This window comes from Rhodocista pekingensis, assembly GCF_042665545.1.
In the GTDB taxonomy this organism is placed as follows: domain Bacteria; phylum Pseudomonadota; class Alphaproteobacteria; order Azospirillales; family Azospirillaceae; genus Rhodocista; species Rhodocista pekingensis.
This window is the reverse complement of the sequence record NZ_JBHTCM010000010.1, coordinates 524286-541288: the sequence shown is the minus strand read 5'-3', so window position 1 is coordinate 541288 and position 17003 is coordinate 524286. Positions and strand designations below refer to the sequence as shown.

Sequence of the window (17003 nt, the reverse complement as noted above, 5' to 3'; positions counted from 1 at the left end):
TGCGCCCGGGACAGACGACCAGGGTCGGGTCCCCCGGCGCGGAGGCTCGAACCTGCGCGGTCGGGAGGACCAGTTCAAGACCCTTTTTGGCACAGGCCGATGGAGCCGCTTGCCCCCGGCCGCGGGCCGGTCAGGCCGGGATCAGGTGCGCCAGAAGGACGGGCTCAGCATCACCAGCAGGGTGAACAGCTCCAGCCGGCCCATCAGCATCAGCAGCGACAGGATCCACTTGGCCTCGTCCTCCAGCGGCTTGAAGTTGCCCGCCGGGCCGATGATCGTGCCCAGGCCGGGGCCGACATTGCCCAGCGCCTGCGCCACGCCGGTGACCGCCGTGACGAGGTCCAGCCCGGTGGCCGCCAGGAGCTGGGTGAAGACGAACATGGTGCCGATGTAGATGGTGATGAAGCTCATCACCGACAGGATGATGTCGCTGTCCACCGGCTTGCCGTTGTAGGTCAGCGGGATCACCCGGTTCGGGCTGATCAGGCGTGTCATCTGGGCCCACAGGGTCAGCCACAGGATCTCGAAACGCATGATCTTCACGCCGCCCGCCGTCGATCCGGTGCAGCCGCCGGTGAACAGCAGCACGAAGAACAGCGCCACCGCCGGCGAGCCCCAGAGCGTGTAGTCCGCCGAGGCGAACCCCGTCGTCGTCACCACCGAGACGACGTTGAAGGTGGCCTGACGCAGTGCCTCCTCCGCCGGCATGTGCTGGACAAGGACGAGATAGAGGGCGAGCCCCAGCGAGGATACCGCCAGCAGCCCCAGGAAGGCCCGGACCTGCGTGTCCCTCACCAGCGTCCGGGCATCACCGCGGACAAGGCTGATGTAACGGACGAAGGGCAGGGACCCCAGGATCATGAAGACGATCAGCGTCCAGTGGATCGCCGGTTCGCGCCAGTAGCCGACACTGGCATCCTCGGTCGAGAATCCTCCGGTCGAGAGCGCGGCCATGGCGTGGCAGATGGCATCGAAGGCATCCATCCCCGACACCATCAGGGCCGCCGTGCAGATACAGGTCAGGGCCAAGTAGATCCAACAGAAGGCAAGCGCCAGATCACTGGCCCGCGGCACCACCTTGTCCGACTTGTCCGAAGATTCGGAGCGGAAGAGCTGCATGCCGCCGACGCGCAGGAACGGCAGGATGACGATGCCCATGCCGACGATGCCGATGCCGCCCAGCCATTGCAGCAGCGCCCGCCACAGCAGGATGCCCGGTGGCAGGTCGCCCAGCCCCGTGATCACCGTCGATCCCGTCGTCGTCAGCCCCGACATGGCCTCGAAGAAGGCATCGGCGAAGCCCAGCCGCAGCGACGACAGCATGAAGGGCAGCGAGGAGAACAGGCAGACGATGATCCAGGCCAGACTGGTCAGGACGAAGGTCTGCCGCAGGTTCAGGCTGATCCCGTGGGTGCGGTTGGTCAGCACCAGCAGGACCGCGAAGAACAGGGTCAGCGCGCCCGAGACGGCGAAGACCTGCCAGTCGGGGCTGCCCGCGGCGAGGTCCGCCGACATGGGGACCAGCATGGCGCCGGCAAGGACGATGAGAAGGTAGCCGATCACATAGAGGATCGGCCTGACGTCGAGAACGGCCATCTTGGACCACGTAGTGCGCCGTCACCGGGGGGGACGGCCATTCCAGGTCCCCATGCTTACACGTTTTATCGGGCCTTTGCAGCCCGTCGTGCATGTGCAGCATCGCCGGTGCGGCCCGGTCCCGGCCGCCCGGCATGGACCGCGCCGGCGACCGGGCCTCAGGGGGCGGGAGCGGCCGGCGTCCGGGTATCCGGGGTGCCCGGCTGTGGCACCTGGACCCCGAACAGCATGTCGATCCGGTCGCCGTTCCGCGACAGGGGGCAGAGCAACCTTGAGTAATTCATGTACTTGCCGTCATGACGTCGGAATTCCTCTGTGAACAGCAACGGTTGGCGCTGCTCCACCGTCAGGCAGTATTCGCGGAAAACCTGCTCGTGTTTGCCGTCAAAATCAATGTCCTGAAGTCTGCAACCTGTGATCTCCTGTCCGAACCGCTCCACTATGTCGGTTCCGGCAAGACGGATGCGGAAATCCATCGGATCGTAGCAAACGTCCACAAGCAGCACGAAGGGTAGTATTCTGATTATTTCAGATGGATCAATATCCGCTCTTGCCGGAATTTCCCGACCGTTCCGGAGCGTGTCCCAATACGTGAAGGCCTGGTGAATTCGGCTGTCAGTCAGGCTCGCCGGATCGAAGTTCATTCAGACAGTTCTCCTGCACCGGCGCACGATACCGGCGGTTCCCCCAGGGCCCGATTGGTCGGGCCGGTTTTGCGGACAACTGTAAGAGGGTTCCGGTCAGCGGCGCAACGGGAACAGCTACGCTGCCTGTCCGTCGCGGCCTGGACGTCAGATGGCGGCCCCGTCGGTCAGCGGGTCCTCGCCCGTCACGCCCAGCCGCTCCAGCCGGCGGACGATCTCCAGCGCCGCTTCCTCCGGCGACAGGGCCTGCGTGTCGATCCGGATGTCGGGGCTCTCCGGCGCCTCATAGGGGCTGTCGATGCCGGTGAACTGGGCGATCTCGCCCCGCCGGGCGCGGCGGTAGAGGCCCTTCACGTCGCGCCCTTCCGCCACCTCCAGGGGGGTGTCCACGAACACCTCCAGGAAGTCTCCCGGCGGCAGCAACTCCCGCGCCATCCGCCGGTCGGCCCGGAAGGGGGAGATCAGCGAGACCAGCACGATCAGGCCCGCATCGGCCATCAGCTTCGCCACCTCCGCCACGCGGCGGATGTTCTCCGTCCGGTCGGCGGCGCCGAAGCCCAGGTCGCGGCTCAGGCCGTGGCGCAGATTGTCGCCGTCCAGCAGGAAGGTGTGGCGCCCGTCGGCGTGCAGCTTGCGCTCCACCAGATTGGCGATGGTGGACTTGCCCGCGCCCGACAGGCCGGTGAACCAGAGCACGCAGGGTCGTTGGCCCTTCAGCGCGGCGCGGCCCTCCCGGGTCACATCGTGCGCCTGCCAGCGGACATGCGCCGTGCGGCCCAGCGGCCCCCGCAACAGGCCGACCCCCACCGTGTCGTTGCTGTAGCGGTCGATCAGGATGAAGCCGCCGGTGGTGCGGTTGCGCGCGTAGGGATCGAAGGCGACGGGGTGGTCGAGCGACAGCTCGCACAGGCCGATGCCGTTCAGCTCCAGCGTGGCGGCCGGGCGCAGGGTGCCGCTGTTCACGTCGATGCCATGGCGCACGCTGTCCACGGTCGCCGTCACCGTGCGGGTGCCGAGCTTCAGCAGGTAGGGGCGGCCGGGTGCCAGCGCTTCCTCCGCCATCCAGACGAGCGTCGCCTCGAAGCGGTCGGCCACGCCCGGGGGATCGTCCGGCGGGGCCAGCAGGTCGCCGCGGCTGACGTCGATCTCGTCCTCCAGGGTCAGGGTGACGGACTGGCCGGCGACCGCCTGCTCCCGGTCGCCGTCGGCGGTGACGATGCGCCCCACCCGGCTGCGCCGGCCGGCGGGATAGACCGCGACCGGATCGCCCGGCCGCACCGTGCCCGAGGCGACCAGTCCGGCGAAGCCGCGGAAGTCCGCATGCGGGCGGGAGACCCACTGCACCGGCAGGCGGAAGGGCTCGTGCGTCCCGGTCACCGTCGCGGCGGCCGGCACCGTCTCCAGCGTGCGCAGCAGGCTCGTCCCGCCGTACCAGGGCATGCGGCCGCCGGCCTCCACCACGTTGTCGCCGCTCAGCGCCGAGAGCGGGATCGGCAGGATGGCGGCGAAGCCCAACGGGGCCGCGAATTCCCGGTACTCGGCGACGATCCGTTCGAACACCGCCTGCGACCAGCCGACCAGATCCATCTTGTTGACGGCCAGCACCACCTGTCGGATGCCGATCAGGGAGACCAGGAAGCTGTGCCGGCGGGTCTGGTTCAGGATGCCCTTGCGCGCGTCCACCAGGATGACGGCGACGTCGGCGGTGGAGGCGCCGGTGATCATGTTGCGGGTGTACTGCTCATGGCCCGGCGTGTCGGCGACGATGAACTTGCGGTGCTCCGTGGCGAAGAAGCGGTAGGCCACGTCGATGGTGATGCCCTGTTCCCGCTCCGCCGCCAGCCCGTCCACCAGCAACGCGAAGTCCAGCGCCCCGCCCTGGGTGCCCAGGCGGCGGCTGTCCGCCTCCAGGGCGGCGATCTGGTCCTCGAACAACGACTTCGATTCATAGAGCAGCCGGCCGATCAGCGTGCTCTTGCCGTCGTCCACGCTGCCGCAGGTGATGAAGCGCAGCAGGTCCTTGGTCCGGTGCGCCTCCAGATACTGGCCGATATCGTCGGCGATCAGCTCGCGTCCGGCGGCCGGCCGGACGGAAAGGGTCAGGTCCGGCGCCATCAGAAATAGCCCTCGCGCTTCTTCTGCTCCATGGAGGAGGTGGAGTCCTGGTCGATGACACGGCCCTGGCGTTCGGAGCTGCGGGTCAGCAGCATCTCGCGGATCACGGCGGGCAGGGTGTCGGCGTCGCTCTCGATGGCCCCGGTCAGGGGGTAGCAGCCCAGGGTGCGGAAGCGGACCCGGCGCAGCTCCGGCACCTCGCCGGGCGCCAGCGGCAGCCGGTCGTCATCCACCATGATCAGCGCCCCGTCGCGCCGCACGACCGGCCGCTCGGCCGCGAAGTAGAGCGAGGGCAGGGGGATGCCCTCGCGCTGGATGTACTGCCAGATGTCCAGCTCGGTCCAGTTGGACAGGGGGAAGACGCGGAGGCTCTCCCCCTTGTGCCGGCGGGCGTTGTAGAGGTTCCAGATCTCCGGCCGCTGCCGCTTCGGGTCCCAGGTGTGGCGGGCCGTGCGGAAGCTGAAGACGCGCTCCTTGGCCCGGCTCTTCTCCTCGTCCCGCCGGGCCCCGCCGAAGGCGGCGTCGAAGCCGTGCCGGTCCAGCGCCTGTTTCAGCGCCTCGGTCTTCATCACCTGGGTGTGCAGGGCGGAGCCGTGGCTGACCGGGCCGATGCCGCGCGCCAGCCCCTCCGGGTTGGTGTGGACCAGCAGGTCCAGTCCCAGCCGGCGGGCCGTGGCGTCGCGGAAGGCGATCATCTCCCGGAACTTCCAGGTCGTGTCCACATGCAGCAGCGGGAACGGCGGTCGGGCCGGATAGAACGCCTTCATCGCCAGGTGCAGCATGACGGCGCTGTCCTTGCCGATGGAATAGAGCATCACCGGCTTCTCCGCCTCGGCCACGACCTCGCGGAGGATGTGGATGCTCTCGGCCTCCAGCCGTTCCAGATGGGTCAGGCCGGCCGCTTCCGGCAGCAGGACGCTCCCCGGCGGGCCGTCCGGCTGCGCTGCGCCCGGCCCTTCCACCCTGTCCAACACGGTATCCAACCCCTTCGGCGTCATGATGCGTCCGGACCTTCCCTCGGGATCCCGCGGCCGGGACCTGTTCCTGCGCGCGTCGTCGTTCCGTTCAGCCCTTGCGCCGTTCAGGCGGCGGGGCGGTGGATGCCGCATTCCGTCTTGCCCCGGCCGCGCCAGCGCCCGGCGCGGATGTCCTCCCCCGGGGCCACCCGGTCGGTGCAGGGCATGCAGCCGATGGAGAGGAAGCCGTCCGCCTCCAGCGGGTGGCGCGGCAGGCCGTGCCGGTCCAGATAGGCGGTCAGGTCCTGCCGCGACCAGCCGGCCAGCGGGTTCAGCTTGATCCGCCCGTCCGCCGCCTCGATCGCCGGCAGCACGGTCCGCGTCGCCGCCTGGAAGCGCTTGCGGCCCGTGATCCAGGCGTCGAACGGGGCGAGCGCCCGATCGAGCGGCCGCACCTTGCGCAGGGCGCAGCAGGCGCCCGGATCGCGCAGCCAGAGGCCGCCGTCGGCATCCTCGCGCGTCTCCTCCGCCGGGTCGGGGCCGGGGCTGCGCACGTCCGTCAGGCCCAGCAGGGCCACCAGCCGGTCGCGGTAGCGCAGCGTCTCCCCGAACAGCTTGCCGGTGTCGATGAAGATCACCGGCACGCCCGGGTCGATCCCGGCCACCATGTGCAGCAGCACCGCGCTCTCCGTCCCGAAGGAGGAGACGAGCGCGATCCGGCCCTTGAGATCGCCGGTCAGCAGCGGGTGCAGCAGGTCGGCCCCGTGCAGATGCCCGTAGCGGGCGGCAAGGTCGGCGGCGTGCGCCACCGGATCGGTCCGGTGTTCCGGGGTCGGGATCATGCTCCACCTCCCGCCAGACGGCGGCGCAGCAGGGAAACCGGGGCGGCCGCGTCCAGGGCCGGCTGGTAGGCGATGCCGATGCCCTCCAGCGCCGCGGCCCAGGCGGCGGGGTCGCGGTCGTCGGGGATCTCCACCCTGTCGAAGCCGCAGCGCAGCAGGAAGCGGTACTGGTCGGGCAGGGTGTGCCCGACGGCCCGGATCTCGCCCCGGAAGCCGTAGCGTTCGCGCAGGTCCCGGGCCGTGGAGAAGCCGCGGCCGTCGCGGAACTTCGGGAACTCGACAGCGACCAGCGACACACGGTCCAGGAAATCCGCCACCTCCGGCGCCAGCTCCGCACTGGTCAGCCTCACCCCCAGGGGGCGCCGGCGCAGCCCGTCGGCTTCCCGCCGCAGCCGCGACAGGGTGACGATCACCGGCCCGTCGGCGGGCAGCGGCGCTGTATCGGGGACGAAGGTCCAGCGGTCGGGGACCGGGCGGCCGTTCTCAAGCAGCGCCATGGAGCGCCTCCTTGAACGGGGCATGGCCGAGACGGCGCACCGTGTCGATGAACCGCTCACCCTCGCCCCTCAGGTCGAGGTACGTGCGGACAACGGTTTCGACCGCGTCCACGATCCCGGCGGCGTCGAAGCCGGGACCCGTTATTTCCGCCAATGCGGCCTGCGGCCCCGGGTCGCCCCCCAGAAGAAGCTGGTAGAATTCCTCCCCCTTCTTGTCGACGCCCAGGATGCCGATGTGGCCGACATGGTGGTGGCCGCAGGCGTTGATGCAGCCGCTGATCTTGATGCGCAGCTCGCCGATCGCGTGCTGCCGGTCCAGATCGGCGAAGCGGGTGGAGATCGCCTGCGCGATGGGGATGGACCGGGTGTTCGCCAGGGCGCAGTAGTCCAGCCCCGGGCAGGCGATGATGTCGCTGACCAGCCCCGCATTCGCCGTGCCAAGCCCGATCGCCTCCAGTCCTTGCCAGAGCGCGTACAGCTCGTCCTTGCGGACATGCGCCAGCACCAGGTTCTGCTCGTGGCTGACCCGCACCTCCCCGAAGCTGAAGCGGTCGGCCAGATCGGCCAGCGCCTCCATCTGGTCGGAGGTGATGTCGCCCGGAATGCCGCCCACCGGCTTCAGGCTGACGGTGGCGATGGCGTAGCCCGGCTGCCGGTGCGGGTGCAGGTTGGACCGGGTCCAGCGGGCGAAGGCGGCGTTGCGGGCCCGGGCAAGGTCGAAGGCGGGGCTGCGCTCCGGCAGGCGCTCCAGCGGCGGCGGCGCGAAGTGGGCGCGGATCGCCTCGACCAGCGCCGGGTCCAGGGCATGCGCCGCGCGCGGCAGGCGGGCGAACTCCTCCTCCACGCGGCGCAGGAACTCGTCCGCCCCCAGCTCGTGGACCAGGATCTTGATGCGGGCCTTGTAGATGTTGTCGCGCCGTCCGTACTGGTTGTAGACGCGCAGGATGGCCTCCAGATAGGCCAGCAGGTCCGCCTCCGGCACGAACTCGCGCGCCGTGACGGCCAGGAACGGGCTGCGCCCCTGGCCGCCCCCGACATGGACCGTGAAGCCCACCGCGCCGGAGGCGTCGCGCGTGGCGATCAGGCCGATGTCGTGGGTGCGGACGGCGGCGCGGTCCTGCGGCGTGCCGGAAATGGCGATCTTGAACTTGCGCGGCAGGAAGCTGAATTCCGGGTGCAGGGTGGACCACTGCCGCAGGATTTCGGCATGGACGCGGGGATCGACGATCTCGTCCGCCGCCGCGCCGCAGAAATGGTCGGTGGTTACGTTGCGGATGCAGTTGCCGCTGGTCTGGATGGCGTGCATGTCCACCTCGGCCAGGGCGTGCAGCATGTCCGGCACGTCCACCAGGGCCGGCCAGTTGAACTGGATGTTCTGGCGGGTGGTGAAATGCCCGTAACCCCGGTCCCAGCGCCGGCCGATCTCCGCCAGCCGGCGGAGCTGGGTCGTGCCCAGCATCCCGTAGGGGATCGCCACCCGCAGCATGTAGGCGTGGAGCTGGAGATAGACGCCGTTCATCAGCCGCAGCGGCTTGAACTCGTCCTCCGTCAGCGCGCCGGACAGGCGGCGGCGCACCTGGTCGCGGAACTGCGCGACCCGCTGGAAGACGAACTCCCGGTCCAGGTCGTCGTAGCGGTAGATGCCGGCATGCCGGTCGGGGGCGGCATCGGGGGTGTGATCGGCGGGGGCGGCGGCGAGGGTGCCGGGACGGGGCATGTGGGTCATGCGGCTCTCTCCGGGGCTCGGGGGGAGGCGGGGGTGTCGGCCTGCTTTCCCAGGTCGGGACGGACGGAGGGGCCGCGCGCCTTCATCCGCTCGCGCACATGCAGCGGCCGGGTCCTTCCGTCGGTGACGGCCACATCCAGCGGATAGACGTCCACCACCAGCCCGGCCGCGCTGTCGGCCTGGGCCACGGCCTGCGCCTCCGCCAGCGCCCGGCCGCTGAAGGCGCCGGCGGCGGCCACGTCCTCCACCCAGCGGTGATCGGCCGACAGCCAGACGGCGATGCCGTCGCGCAGCCGGTTGGCGCTGACGGCCTGGAGGTCCCCTTTCGCCTTCACCAGCATGTCCGCCTCCCTATTCCGCGGCCACGGCCAGCGCGGGCCGGGCGATGGCGGTGATGCGGGCGGGGTCGGCCAGACGCACGACCTCGCCCACGACGATCAGGGCGGGGCCGGCCATCCGGTGGGCCGCCGCCAGCGCGGGAAGCCCGCCCAGCGTGCCGACCGCCAGCACCTGATCGGGGCGGGTGCCCTTCTCGATCAGGGCGGCGGGCGTGGCGGCGGGCAGTCCGGCCGCGGTCAGGCGGTCGGCGATGCGGCTGGCGGCGGACAGGCCCATGTAGATGACCAGGGTGTGCTTCAGCCGGGCCAGCGCCTCCCAGTCCAGGTCGGGCTCGCCGTCCTTGCCGTGGCCGGTGACGATGGTTACGCCCTGGGCGGCGCCGCGGTGGGTGACGGGGATCGTCGCGGCGGCACCGCAGCCCAGCGCGGCGGTGATGCCGGGCACGACCTCCACCGGGATGCCGGCGGCCCGCAGCGCCTCCACCTCCTCCCCGCCGCGGCCGAAGACGAAGGGATCGCCCCCCTTCAGCCGCACGACCCGGTGCCCGGCCGCGGCCTCCGCCACCAGCAGGGCGTTGATCCGCTCCTGCGGCAGGGTGTGGTCGGCCCGGGACTTGCCGACGAAGATGCGGCGGGCATCGCGGCGCACATAGTCCAGGATGCGGTCGTCCACCAGCCTGTCGTGGACCACCACGTCGGCATCCTGCAACACCCGCAGGGCGCGCAGGGTCAGAAGGTCGGGATCGCCGGGGCCGGCGCCGACCAGCGCCACGCGGCCCGACGCCTCCTGCCCGTGGCCGGGATCGTCCAGCGCGCGGCGCAGGGCCGCCTGCGCCCCCGCCTCGTCGCCGGCCAGCAGGCGGGCGGCGGCCGGGCCGTCCACCACCGCCTCCCAGAAGCGGCGGCGGGCGGTCTCGTCCTTGCGGGTCGCCTTCACGGCTGGCCGGAAGCGGTCCAGGAAGCGGGCCAGGGCCCCCAGCTCCGGCTCCAGCGCCGCCTCCAGCTGCGCGCGCAGGCGGCGGACCAGCACGGGCGCCGCCCCGCCGGAGGAGATGGCGACCGTGATCGGGTCGCGGTCGATGATCGCCGGCATGATGAAGCCGGACAGCGCCGGGCGGTCGGGCACGTTGACGGGGATGCCGCGCGCCTGCGCGGCCTCTGCCACCGCCGCTGCCGTCTCCGGATCGTCGCCGTCGGCGAAGGCCAGGACGGCGCCGTCCAGGTCGCCGGGAACGAACGGGCGGCGGTGGATCTCCGTCGCCAGCGCCGCCAGGTCCGCCGCCGGGTCGGGGTGCACCAGCCGCAGTTTCGCGCCGGACGGGGCCAGCAGGCGGGCCTTGCGCAGCATCGTCTCCCCCCCGCCAGCCAGCAGCACGGTCCGGTCGGCCAGGACGACGGAGATCGGAAAGGTCTTCAGGGCCACGGGATGTCTCCCTGCGCTGCAACAGGCGCGCTAATGCCACACGTCGCAGGGGTAACTTGCCACGAAGCCGTCGGTTGACAAGGTGAAATTATATTTTAACACTAATAATTAGTATATCGCGGGGTGCGACAGAAGGGATCAAGTCCAACGGTTTCAGGCTCTTACGGTTCCGGATGCGACAGGGTGTCATCCAATTGAGAATGGCTTGCGAATCAGCCATGCAGCAGGGACATTCAAAGCCCCGAGAATCGGGGTTTCACGATGGCAGAATGTATTTATGTTCCCTGCCAGACCGTGCATTTCTGGGTGCGCTGCAACAGAGGAGGACCGTGGTTCATGAGCGCATTCGCCGAGGAGAAGGTGACCAGCGTCCATCACTGGACCGATACGCTGTTCAGCTTCACCCTGACCCGTTCGCCCTCGCTCCGCTTCGTCAACGGCCAGTTCGCCATGATCGGGCTGATGGTGGACGGCCGCCCGCTGGTGCGCGCCTATTCGATGGCGAGCCCGAACTGGGAGGAACATCTTGAGTTCCTCTCGATCAAGGTGCCGAACGGGCCGCTGACCTCCCGCCTCCAGCACATCCAGGTGGGCGACACCGTGCTGGTGGGGCGCAAGCCGACCGGCACGCTGGTGGCCGACCATCTGCGTCCGGGCCGCAATCTCTACCTGTTCTCGACCGGCACCGGCCTCGCTCCCTTCATGAGCCTGATCCGCGATCCGGAGCTGTATGGCCGCTTCGAGCGGGTGGTGCTGACCCACACGGTCCGCTTCAACGCCGAGCTGGCCTACAAGGACCTGATCACCCGCGAGCTGCCGGAGAACGAGTATTTCGGCGACCTGATCCGCCAGCAGCTCGTCTACTACCCGACCGTGACGCGCGAACCCTCCACCTATACCGGCCGGATCACCGATCTGGTGCGCACCGGCAGGATGGCGGCGGACCTGGGCCTGCCGGACCTCGACCCGGCGCTGGACCGGGCGATGATCTGCGGCGGCCCGGACATGCTGGCGGACATGAACGCCCTGCTGGAGGAGCGGGGCTTCGTCGAAGGCTCCGGGCATACGCCGGCCGACTATGTCATTGAAAAGGCTTTCGTGGACAAGTCGGCGCCGGAACCCGTCCGGGCCGTGGCCTGACGGGGACCGGCCATACCGGGACCGGCCGGACCGTTGATGGGCGCGCCCGGGGCACAGGCCCCGGGCGGCGCATTTCTGCGCCCGGGCACATCACCTTTTGCTTGTATATCGTCCCGATCGCGTGCCAGTATCCGATTGCATAGCTGACCGAACGCATATGTAACCAGCCTGGAGTGATCCAACGGGCGGAAACGGGCGTAGAAAGCAGCGAACAACCAACCAGGAGTTCGTGATGGTCATCGACATGCGCACCCGCCTGCCGCACTCCCACCTGCTGAACCGGGCCGAGGACATGGCCTTTCATGTGCGCCGCCTGTCCGATTGCGCCCGGCGCCTGCGCGATGCGCAGAACGACCTGACGCAGGCGCTGGAGCGGAACCGCGCCCTGATCGACGGCTGACGGACCCTTCCCGCCCGTCCACAGGGACGGGCGGGAGCGCGACGCGACGGACATCAGCCGCAGGCCCGGGCGTCAGGCTCGGGACGGAGATACGGAAAAGCCCCCGGAGATCGCTCTCACGGGGGCTTTTCCGCGTCCGGACGCCAGACGGGACGGGCGGGGGGGCGCTGGTCAGGCGGCGCGGACGGACCGCATGAAGGTGTCCACCTGGGTCGCCAGCAGGGTCGACTGCCGGCCCAGCTCGCTGGAGCTGTCGGCGACCTGCACCGCCGAGCTGCCGGCTTCCGACGCTGCGACGGTGACGCTGGCGATGTTGGCGGAGACCTCCGCCGTGCCGTTGGCCGCCTGCTCGACGTTGCGGGCGATCTCCTGCGTCGCCGCCGACTGTTCCTCCACCGCCGCGGCGATGGCGCCGGCGATGTGATTCACCTCGGCGATCACGGTGTTGATGCGGCGGATGGCTCCGACTGCCCCGCCCATCGCCTCCTGGATCGCGGCGATCTGGGTCGAGATGTCCTCCGTCGCCTTCTGGGTCTGCTGCGCCAGCACCTTCACCTCGCCGGCGACGACGGCGAAGCCCTTGCCGGCCTCCCCGGCGCGGGCCGCCTCGATCGTCGCGTTCAGTGCCAGCAGGTTGGTCTGGCTGGCGATGGCGCTGATCAGGCCGACCACCTCGCCCACCTTCTTCGCGGCCTCCGCGAGACTGTCCACGGTGGCCTGGGTGGCGTCCGCCTCAGCCGCGCCGCGGGCGGCGATGTCGGAGGAATGGGCGACCTGCTTGCCGATCTCCGCGATGGAGGCGGACAGCTGCTCCGCGGCGGAGGCGACCGTCTGCACGTTGGCGGAGGCCTGCTCCGCCGCCGAGGCGACGGTGATGGACTGGCACCGTGTCTCCTCCGCCGTGGCCGACATGGACCGGGACGACGCCTCCAGCTCCGTCGCGGCGGCGGCCACCGTGTCCACCACGGCCTTCACGGTGCGCTCGAAATCGTCGGCCAGCTTCACCCGCTCGGTGATGATGGCCCAGTTCAGCATGACGGTGCGGAAGCGGCCCTGGCGGTCGTTCACGGCGGACATGCGCAGGTCCAGCGTCTCCGGCCCCAGCCGGATCTTCGCCTTCCAGGGCAGGTTCGCGGGATCGGACAGGATCTCCCGCTGGCGGGTCGGGACGCGGTGGAAGACATCCATCGTCCGGCCCACCAGCTCGTCCGCCTTCACGGGCAGCAGGTGCTCGATGCTCTTCAGCAGGGCGTTGGTGCTCTTGTTGCAGTAGGTGATGCGGAATTCGTCCTGCGGATCGGTCAGCATGACGGCGATGGGCATGTCGTCCACCATCTGCCGCATGTGATAGGCATCGGCGATGGATGCCTTGAGCGCGACCAGGGCCTCCTGCATCTCCCCGATCCCGTCGCGCCGGCCGCACCGCTCGATCTCCACATGGTCGTCGCCCTGGGCCAGCCGGCCCATGGCGCGGATCATCCGGGTCAGGGGCCGGTTGATGCCGTTGACGATGAACCAGGACAGGCCGAAGCCGATGGCGATGGCGCCCACGGCGGTGGCGATCATGGTCAGGCCCGCCTGTTCCCGGGCGGCGGCCACGGAGGCGGCCAGGGTATCCTGCTCCGCCCTGGCTTCCCGTTCGACGGACTGGAAGACGGCGGTGGCGGCGTCGATCCGGGCGCTGCCGTCCAGCACCGCGCGCGCCGCTGCGGCCGCATCGCCCCGGGCGCCGGCCTCCACCACCGCGCGGTAGGTGGGCAGGAAGGCCTCGATCTCCGCCTCGACCCCGGCCAGACGGTCCTGGAGGCGCGCGTCGCTGCTCTCCAGGGTGCGCAGATCCTCCCGCACCGTCTCCAGCGCAGCCGCGGCCGCGGCCTCATGGCTCTCCCGGTGGGGGCCGCTCAGATCCAGGGCCAGCATCGCCGTGTGGCGGGCCAGCGCCTGGAGGCCGCCCGCCGCCTCGGCCGCGGTCTCCAGATGCGCTTCGGCCAGCCGCATCGCCTCCGTCCGCGCATGCTGCGCCGACAAGGAGAGGTTGCCGATCGCCGCCAGCAGGACGGCGATCAGCGACAGCAGCGCGACCACACCGTACAGTTTCAGGCCAAGGGGTTGATTATTCAGCCATTTCCGCATCGCATCCTCCCGGGACCCAGTCCCCGTGGCGCGAGTATCGGGCGCGTTGGATTGATGAAGCCTTAACCGAAAGTATTAGCGTGTGCCGAAATCTTTCAGCCCAGAACAAGGCGCCGCCTCATTGAAGGGAAAGGCCGCATCCGTGCGGTTTCTGTTGCGATATGTTTCAGATCGTTTCCGCCGGGGGCGGTGCGTGGCACCGTCCGCTGTATCGGTGAAGTAATCGGAAGGATAGGCGCGACATCCTGCCCTGGCCGGCCGGCCAGGGAGGGCGCTGTCGGAACCGGCGGCGGACAGCCCGGTTGGAGGGGGGCCGCCCCGGTGATGCGGGCGGGCACGCCCTTGGACCCAGGAGGAAGCGATGGGCAGCGATGATCGCACGCTGACCAACCGGCAGGGCCATCCGATCTCCGACAACCAGAGCATCCGCAGCGTCGGCGAACGCGGCCCGGCCACCCTTGAGAACTACCAGTTCATCGAGAAGATCACGCATTTCGACCGCGAGCGCATCCCGGAGCGCGTCGTGCATGCGCGCGGCACCGGGGCACATGGCTGGTTCGAGGCCTATGGCCGGATCGGTGACGAGCCCGCCACGACATACACGCGGGCGAAGGTGCTGACCCGGGCGGGGGAGCGGACGCCGGTCTTCATCCGCTTTTCCACCGTGATCGGCAGCAAGGACAGCCCCGAAACCGCCCGCGACCCGCGCGGCTTCGCCATCAAGTTCAAGACGGTGGACGGGGTCTGGGACCTGGTCGGCAACAACCTGAAGGTCTTCTTCATCCGCGACGCGGTGAAGTTCCCGGACATGATCCACGCCTTCAAGCCGGACCCGATCAGCAACCGGCAGGAGCCCTGGCGCTTCTACGACTTCGTCATGCACCACCCGGAAAGCCTGCACATGGTGACCTGGGTGAAGAGCCCCTGGGGCATCCCGGCCGACTACCGGCACATGCAGGGCTCCAGCGTGAACACCTACAAGCTGGTGAACGACCAGGGCGTGGCCGTGCTCTGCAAGTTCTCCTTCGAGCCGAAGCTGGGCGTGCGCAACCTGACCGCCCCGCAGGCGGCGGAGATCCAGGCCCGCGATGTCGGTCACGCCACCCGCGATCTGCACGACGCGATCGAGCGCGGCGACTATCCCGAGTGGGAGATGTGCGTCCAGATCATGTCGGACGAGGAGCATCCCGAACTGGACTTCGACCCGCTGGACGACACCAAGCGCTGGCCGGAGGACCGCTTCCCGCTGCTGCCGGTCGGCCGGGTCGTGCTGGACCGCAACGCCGACAACTTCTTCGCGGAGGTGGAGCAGGCGGCCTTCGGCACCGGCGTGCTGGTGGACGGGATCGACTTCTCCGACGACAAGATGCTGCAAGGCCGGACGCTGTCCTATTCGGACACGCAGCGCTACCGCGTCGGCGCCAACTACCTCCAGCTTCCGGTCAACGCCCCGGTGACGCCGGCCCGCACCAACCAGCGCGACGGCCAGATGGCCTTCTACGTGGACCGCGGCCCGGAGAACCCGCGGGTGAACTACGAGCCCAGCTCCATGGGCGGGCTGACGGAAGCGCCGAAGCCGGAGCACGACTACCACCAGTGGGTCGAAGGACACCTGGGCCGCTACCAGACCACCCGCACGGCGGACGACTATGTCCAGGCCGGGGAGCGCTACCGCAGCTTCGAGGACTGGGAGCGCGACGACCTGATCGCCAACCTGTCCGACGACATGAAGCAGTGCCCGGAGCACATCGCGCTGCGCATGGTCTGGCACTTCTGGCACTGCGATCCGGACTACGGCACCCGGGTGGCGCAGGGCGCGGGCATCGACCTGGAGACGGCGAAGGCCCTGCCGCCGCTGGAGGGCAAGCCGTCGCCGGGCCAGAACCGGCGCGGTCCCACCTACACCAGCGGCAAGCTGGAGCAGGAGCCCGGCCGCAACGCGGCCGAGTAAGCGGTCGGGCGGCGGCCCTGGAGCCATCGGGCGTCGCCGCCCGTTCCCACCCCACCAGACCGATGGACAGGAGCAGCAGATGCCCGTGGATGTGAAGTACAGGACCGAGGCGACCGCCACCGGCGGGCGCGACGGCCGCGCCCGCACCGCCGACGGCAGCCTCGACGTCCGGCTCTCGACGCCGACGGAACTGGGCGGCGCCGGCGGGGAGGGGAACAACCCCGAACAGCTTTTCGCCGCCGGCTATGCCGCCTGCTATCTGGGGGCCCTGAAGCTGGTGGCCCGGCAGGAGAAGCTGACCGTCTCGCCGGATGCCACGGTGACGGCCACGGTCGGCATCGGCCCCCGCTCCGACGGCGGCTTCGGGCTGGACGTGGCGCTGCGGGTGGACCTGCCGGGGGTGGACCGTGCCCGCGCCGAGGAGCTGGTCGGAAAGGCGCATCAGGTCTGCCCCTATTCCAACGCGACCCGGGGCAATCTGGACGTGCGGACGACGGTGGCCTGAGCGGCGATCCCGACCGGGGCGGGCAAGGGCTGCCGGCGCCCCCCCCGTCGGGATTAGTCCGCCCCGGTGGGGCTCCACCGAACTGCCTAGGGGCGACGGACCAATGGGGAATCCGGTCCCGCCCCGGGACGGGCTAGGATAAGGGTTCAACCACGGGCCGCTGCGCAAGGGGGCCTGGCGGTGGCAGCCCAGGCAGGAAGGCCCCCGGGGACACAGGAATGGACATCCTCCTGGTGGAAGGCGATGCCCTGAAGGCGCTGCGCCTTGCGGGGCAACTGGCACGGGCCGGTCACCGCGCCAAGGCGGTGACCAACGATCCGGCCTCCGCCCTGGCTCTGCTGCGGGAGATGCGCTTCGGCGGCGCCCTGATCGGCGGCGGGCTCTATCCTGCCACGGCCGTCTGTGACATGGCGGCCCGCATCCGGTCCCTGGGCGGTGCCGTCGTCTGGGACGGGGCCCATCCGGGCCTGACCGCGCCGGGCGACTGGGTGTTGAGCGGGGCGCCCGACGTGCTGGAGATTTCCTGCGCCTTCGAAACCCCGCCCGCCATCGCCGTCGCCTGACGCCGGCCCGGCCCGCGCCGGCCGCTCCGGTCTTCCCGCCCGGGCGGCGGGAAAGACGGGAGGGGAACAGGGGCGCGGGCCTGCTGTTGACCTTTACGTTCCCGAGGACATGCCCTGAAAGGACCCCTGGAGAGACGGACCCCGAAGGCAGGTGCGCCTGGACACGGCTTCCAG

At 70.0% G+C, this 17003-nt stretch carries 15 protein-coding genes; 5 read left to right on the top strand and 10 right to left on the bottom strand.

All coding sequences use genetic code 11. From position 1 onward, the window contains the following. Positions 1 to 141: 141 nt before the first annotated feature. The 9 genes from ACFQPS_RS10785 to cysG all read right to left on the bottom strand — a co-directional run bounded on the left by ACFQPS_RS10785 (position 142) and on the right by cysG (position 10137). A complete protein-coding gene (locus ACFQPS_RS10785; protein ID WP_377358861.1) occupies positions 142 to 1596 on the bottom strand; it encodes a TrkH family potassium uptake protein in 1455 nt (484 codons plus the stop codon). A gap of 158 nt (positions 1597 to 1754) precedes the next feature. Next, the gene (locus ACFQPS_RS10780) at positions 1755 to 2240 is read right to left on the bottom strand and encodes a PAS domain-containing protein (protein WP_377358859.1); all 486 of its coding nucleotides are present in this window, start codon (positions 2238 to 2240) and stop codon (positions 1755 to 1757) included. 147 nt (positions 2241 to 2387) lie between these two features. Beyond that, positions 2388 to 4355: a sulfate adenylyltransferase subunit CysN gene (gene cysN, locus ACFQPS_RS10775; protein WP_377358858.1), complete on the bottom strand. Its 1968-nt coding sequence runs from the start codon at positions 4353 to 4355 to the stop codon at positions 2388 to 2390. Next, positions 4355 to 5353 carry a sulfate adenylyltransferase subunit CysD gene (gene cysD / locus ACFQPS_RS10770; protein WP_377358856.1) on the bottom strand — a complete coding sequence of 333 codons (999 nt, stop codon included), beginning with the start codon at positions 5351 to 5353 and terminating at the stop codon, positions 4355 to 4357. Before cysD ends, cysN begins: the two co-directional genes overlap by 1 nt. 83 nt (positions 5354 to 5436) lie before the next feature. After that, a complete protein-coding gene (locus tag ACFQPS_RS10765; RefSeq protein WP_377358854.1) occupies positions 5437 to 6153 on the bottom strand; it encodes a phosphoadenylyl-sulfate reductase in 717 nt (238 codons plus the stop codon). Next, positions 6150 to 6650 (bottom strand): DUF934 domain-containing protein, encoded by a 501-nt coding sequence (locus ACFQPS_RS10760; protein ID WP_377358852.1) that lies wholly within the window; start codon positions 6648 to 6650, stop codon positions 6150 to 6152. Before ACFQPS_RS10760 ends, ACFQPS_RS10765 begins: the two co-directional genes overlap by 4 nt. Continuing rightward, a complete protein-coding gene (locus tag ACFQPS_RS10755; RefSeq protein WP_377359574.1) occupies positions 6637 to 8367 on the bottom strand; it encodes a nitrite/sulfite reductase in 1731 nt (576 codons plus the stop codon). The genes ACFQPS_RS10760 and ACFQPS_RS10755 overlap by 14 nt, the downstream gene beginning before the upstream one ends. Positions 8368 to 8372: 5 nt before the next feature. Further along, the gene (locus ACFQPS_RS10750) at positions 8373 to 8717 is read right to left on the bottom strand and encodes a DUF2849 domain-containing protein (RefSeq protein WP_377358851.1); all 345 of its coding nucleotides are present in this window, start codon (positions 8715 to 8717) and stop codon (positions 8373 to 8375) included. A gap of 10 nt (positions 8718 to 8727) precedes the next feature. Beyond that, a complete protein-coding gene (gene cysG / locus ACFQPS_RS10745; RefSeq protein WP_377358849.1) occupies positions 8728 to 10137 on the bottom strand; it encodes a siroheme synthase CysG in 1410 nt (469 codons plus the stop codon). Positions 10138 to 10473: 336 nt separating this feature from the next. On the opposite strand from cysG, the gene ACFQPS_RS10740 reads away from it, so the two are divergent. Together ACFQPS_RS10740 and ACFQPS_RS10735 are read left to right on the top strand one after the other, a co-directional pair. Then, a complete protein-coding gene (locus tag ACFQPS_RS10740; RefSeq protein WP_377358848.1) occupies positions 10474 to 11277 on the top strand; it encodes a ferredoxin--NADP reductase in 804 nt (267 codons plus the stop codon). Positions 11278 to 11509: 232 nt separating this feature from the next. Continuing rightward, positions 11510 to 11677: a hypothetical protein gene (locus ACFQPS_RS10735; protein WP_012567347.1), complete on the top strand. Its 168-nt coding sequence runs from the start codon at positions 11510 to 11512 to the stop codon at positions 11675 to 11677. Positions 11678 to 11848: 171 nt separating this feature from the next. On the opposite strand, the gene ACFQPS_RS10730 is transcribed toward ACFQPS_RS10735, so the two are convergent. After that, positions 11849 to 13810 (bottom strand): methyl-accepting chemotaxis protein, encoded by a 1962-nt coding sequence (locus tag ACFQPS_RS10730; protein WP_377358845.1) that lies wholly within the window; start codon positions 13808 to 13810, stop codon positions 11849 to 11851. A gap of 361 nt (positions 13811 to 14171) precedes the next feature. Between ACFQPS_RS10730 and ACFQPS_RS10725 the strand changes: the two genes are divergently transcribed. The 3 genes from ACFQPS_RS10725 (at position 14172) to ACFQPS_RS10715 (ending at position 16829) form a co-directional block, all read left to right on the top strand. Further along, a complete protein-coding gene (locus ACFQPS_RS10725) occupies positions 14172 to 15761 on the top strand; it encodes a catalase (protein WP_377358843.1) in 1590 nt (529 codons plus the stop codon). 79 nt (positions 15762 to 15840) lie between these two features. Then, entirely contained in the window at positions 15841 to 16266 is a 426-nt protein-coding gene (locus ACFQPS_RS10720; RefSeq protein ID WP_377358842.1) for an organic hydroperoxide resistance protein, read from the top strand. Between the two features lie 218 nt (positions 16267 to 16484). Next, positions 16485 to 16829 (top strand): hypothetical protein, encoded by a 345-nt coding sequence (locus tag ACFQPS_RS10715; protein WP_377358840.1) that lies wholly within the window; start codon positions 16485 to 16487, stop codon positions 16827 to 16829. Positions 16830 to 17003: the final 174 nt, after the last annotated feature.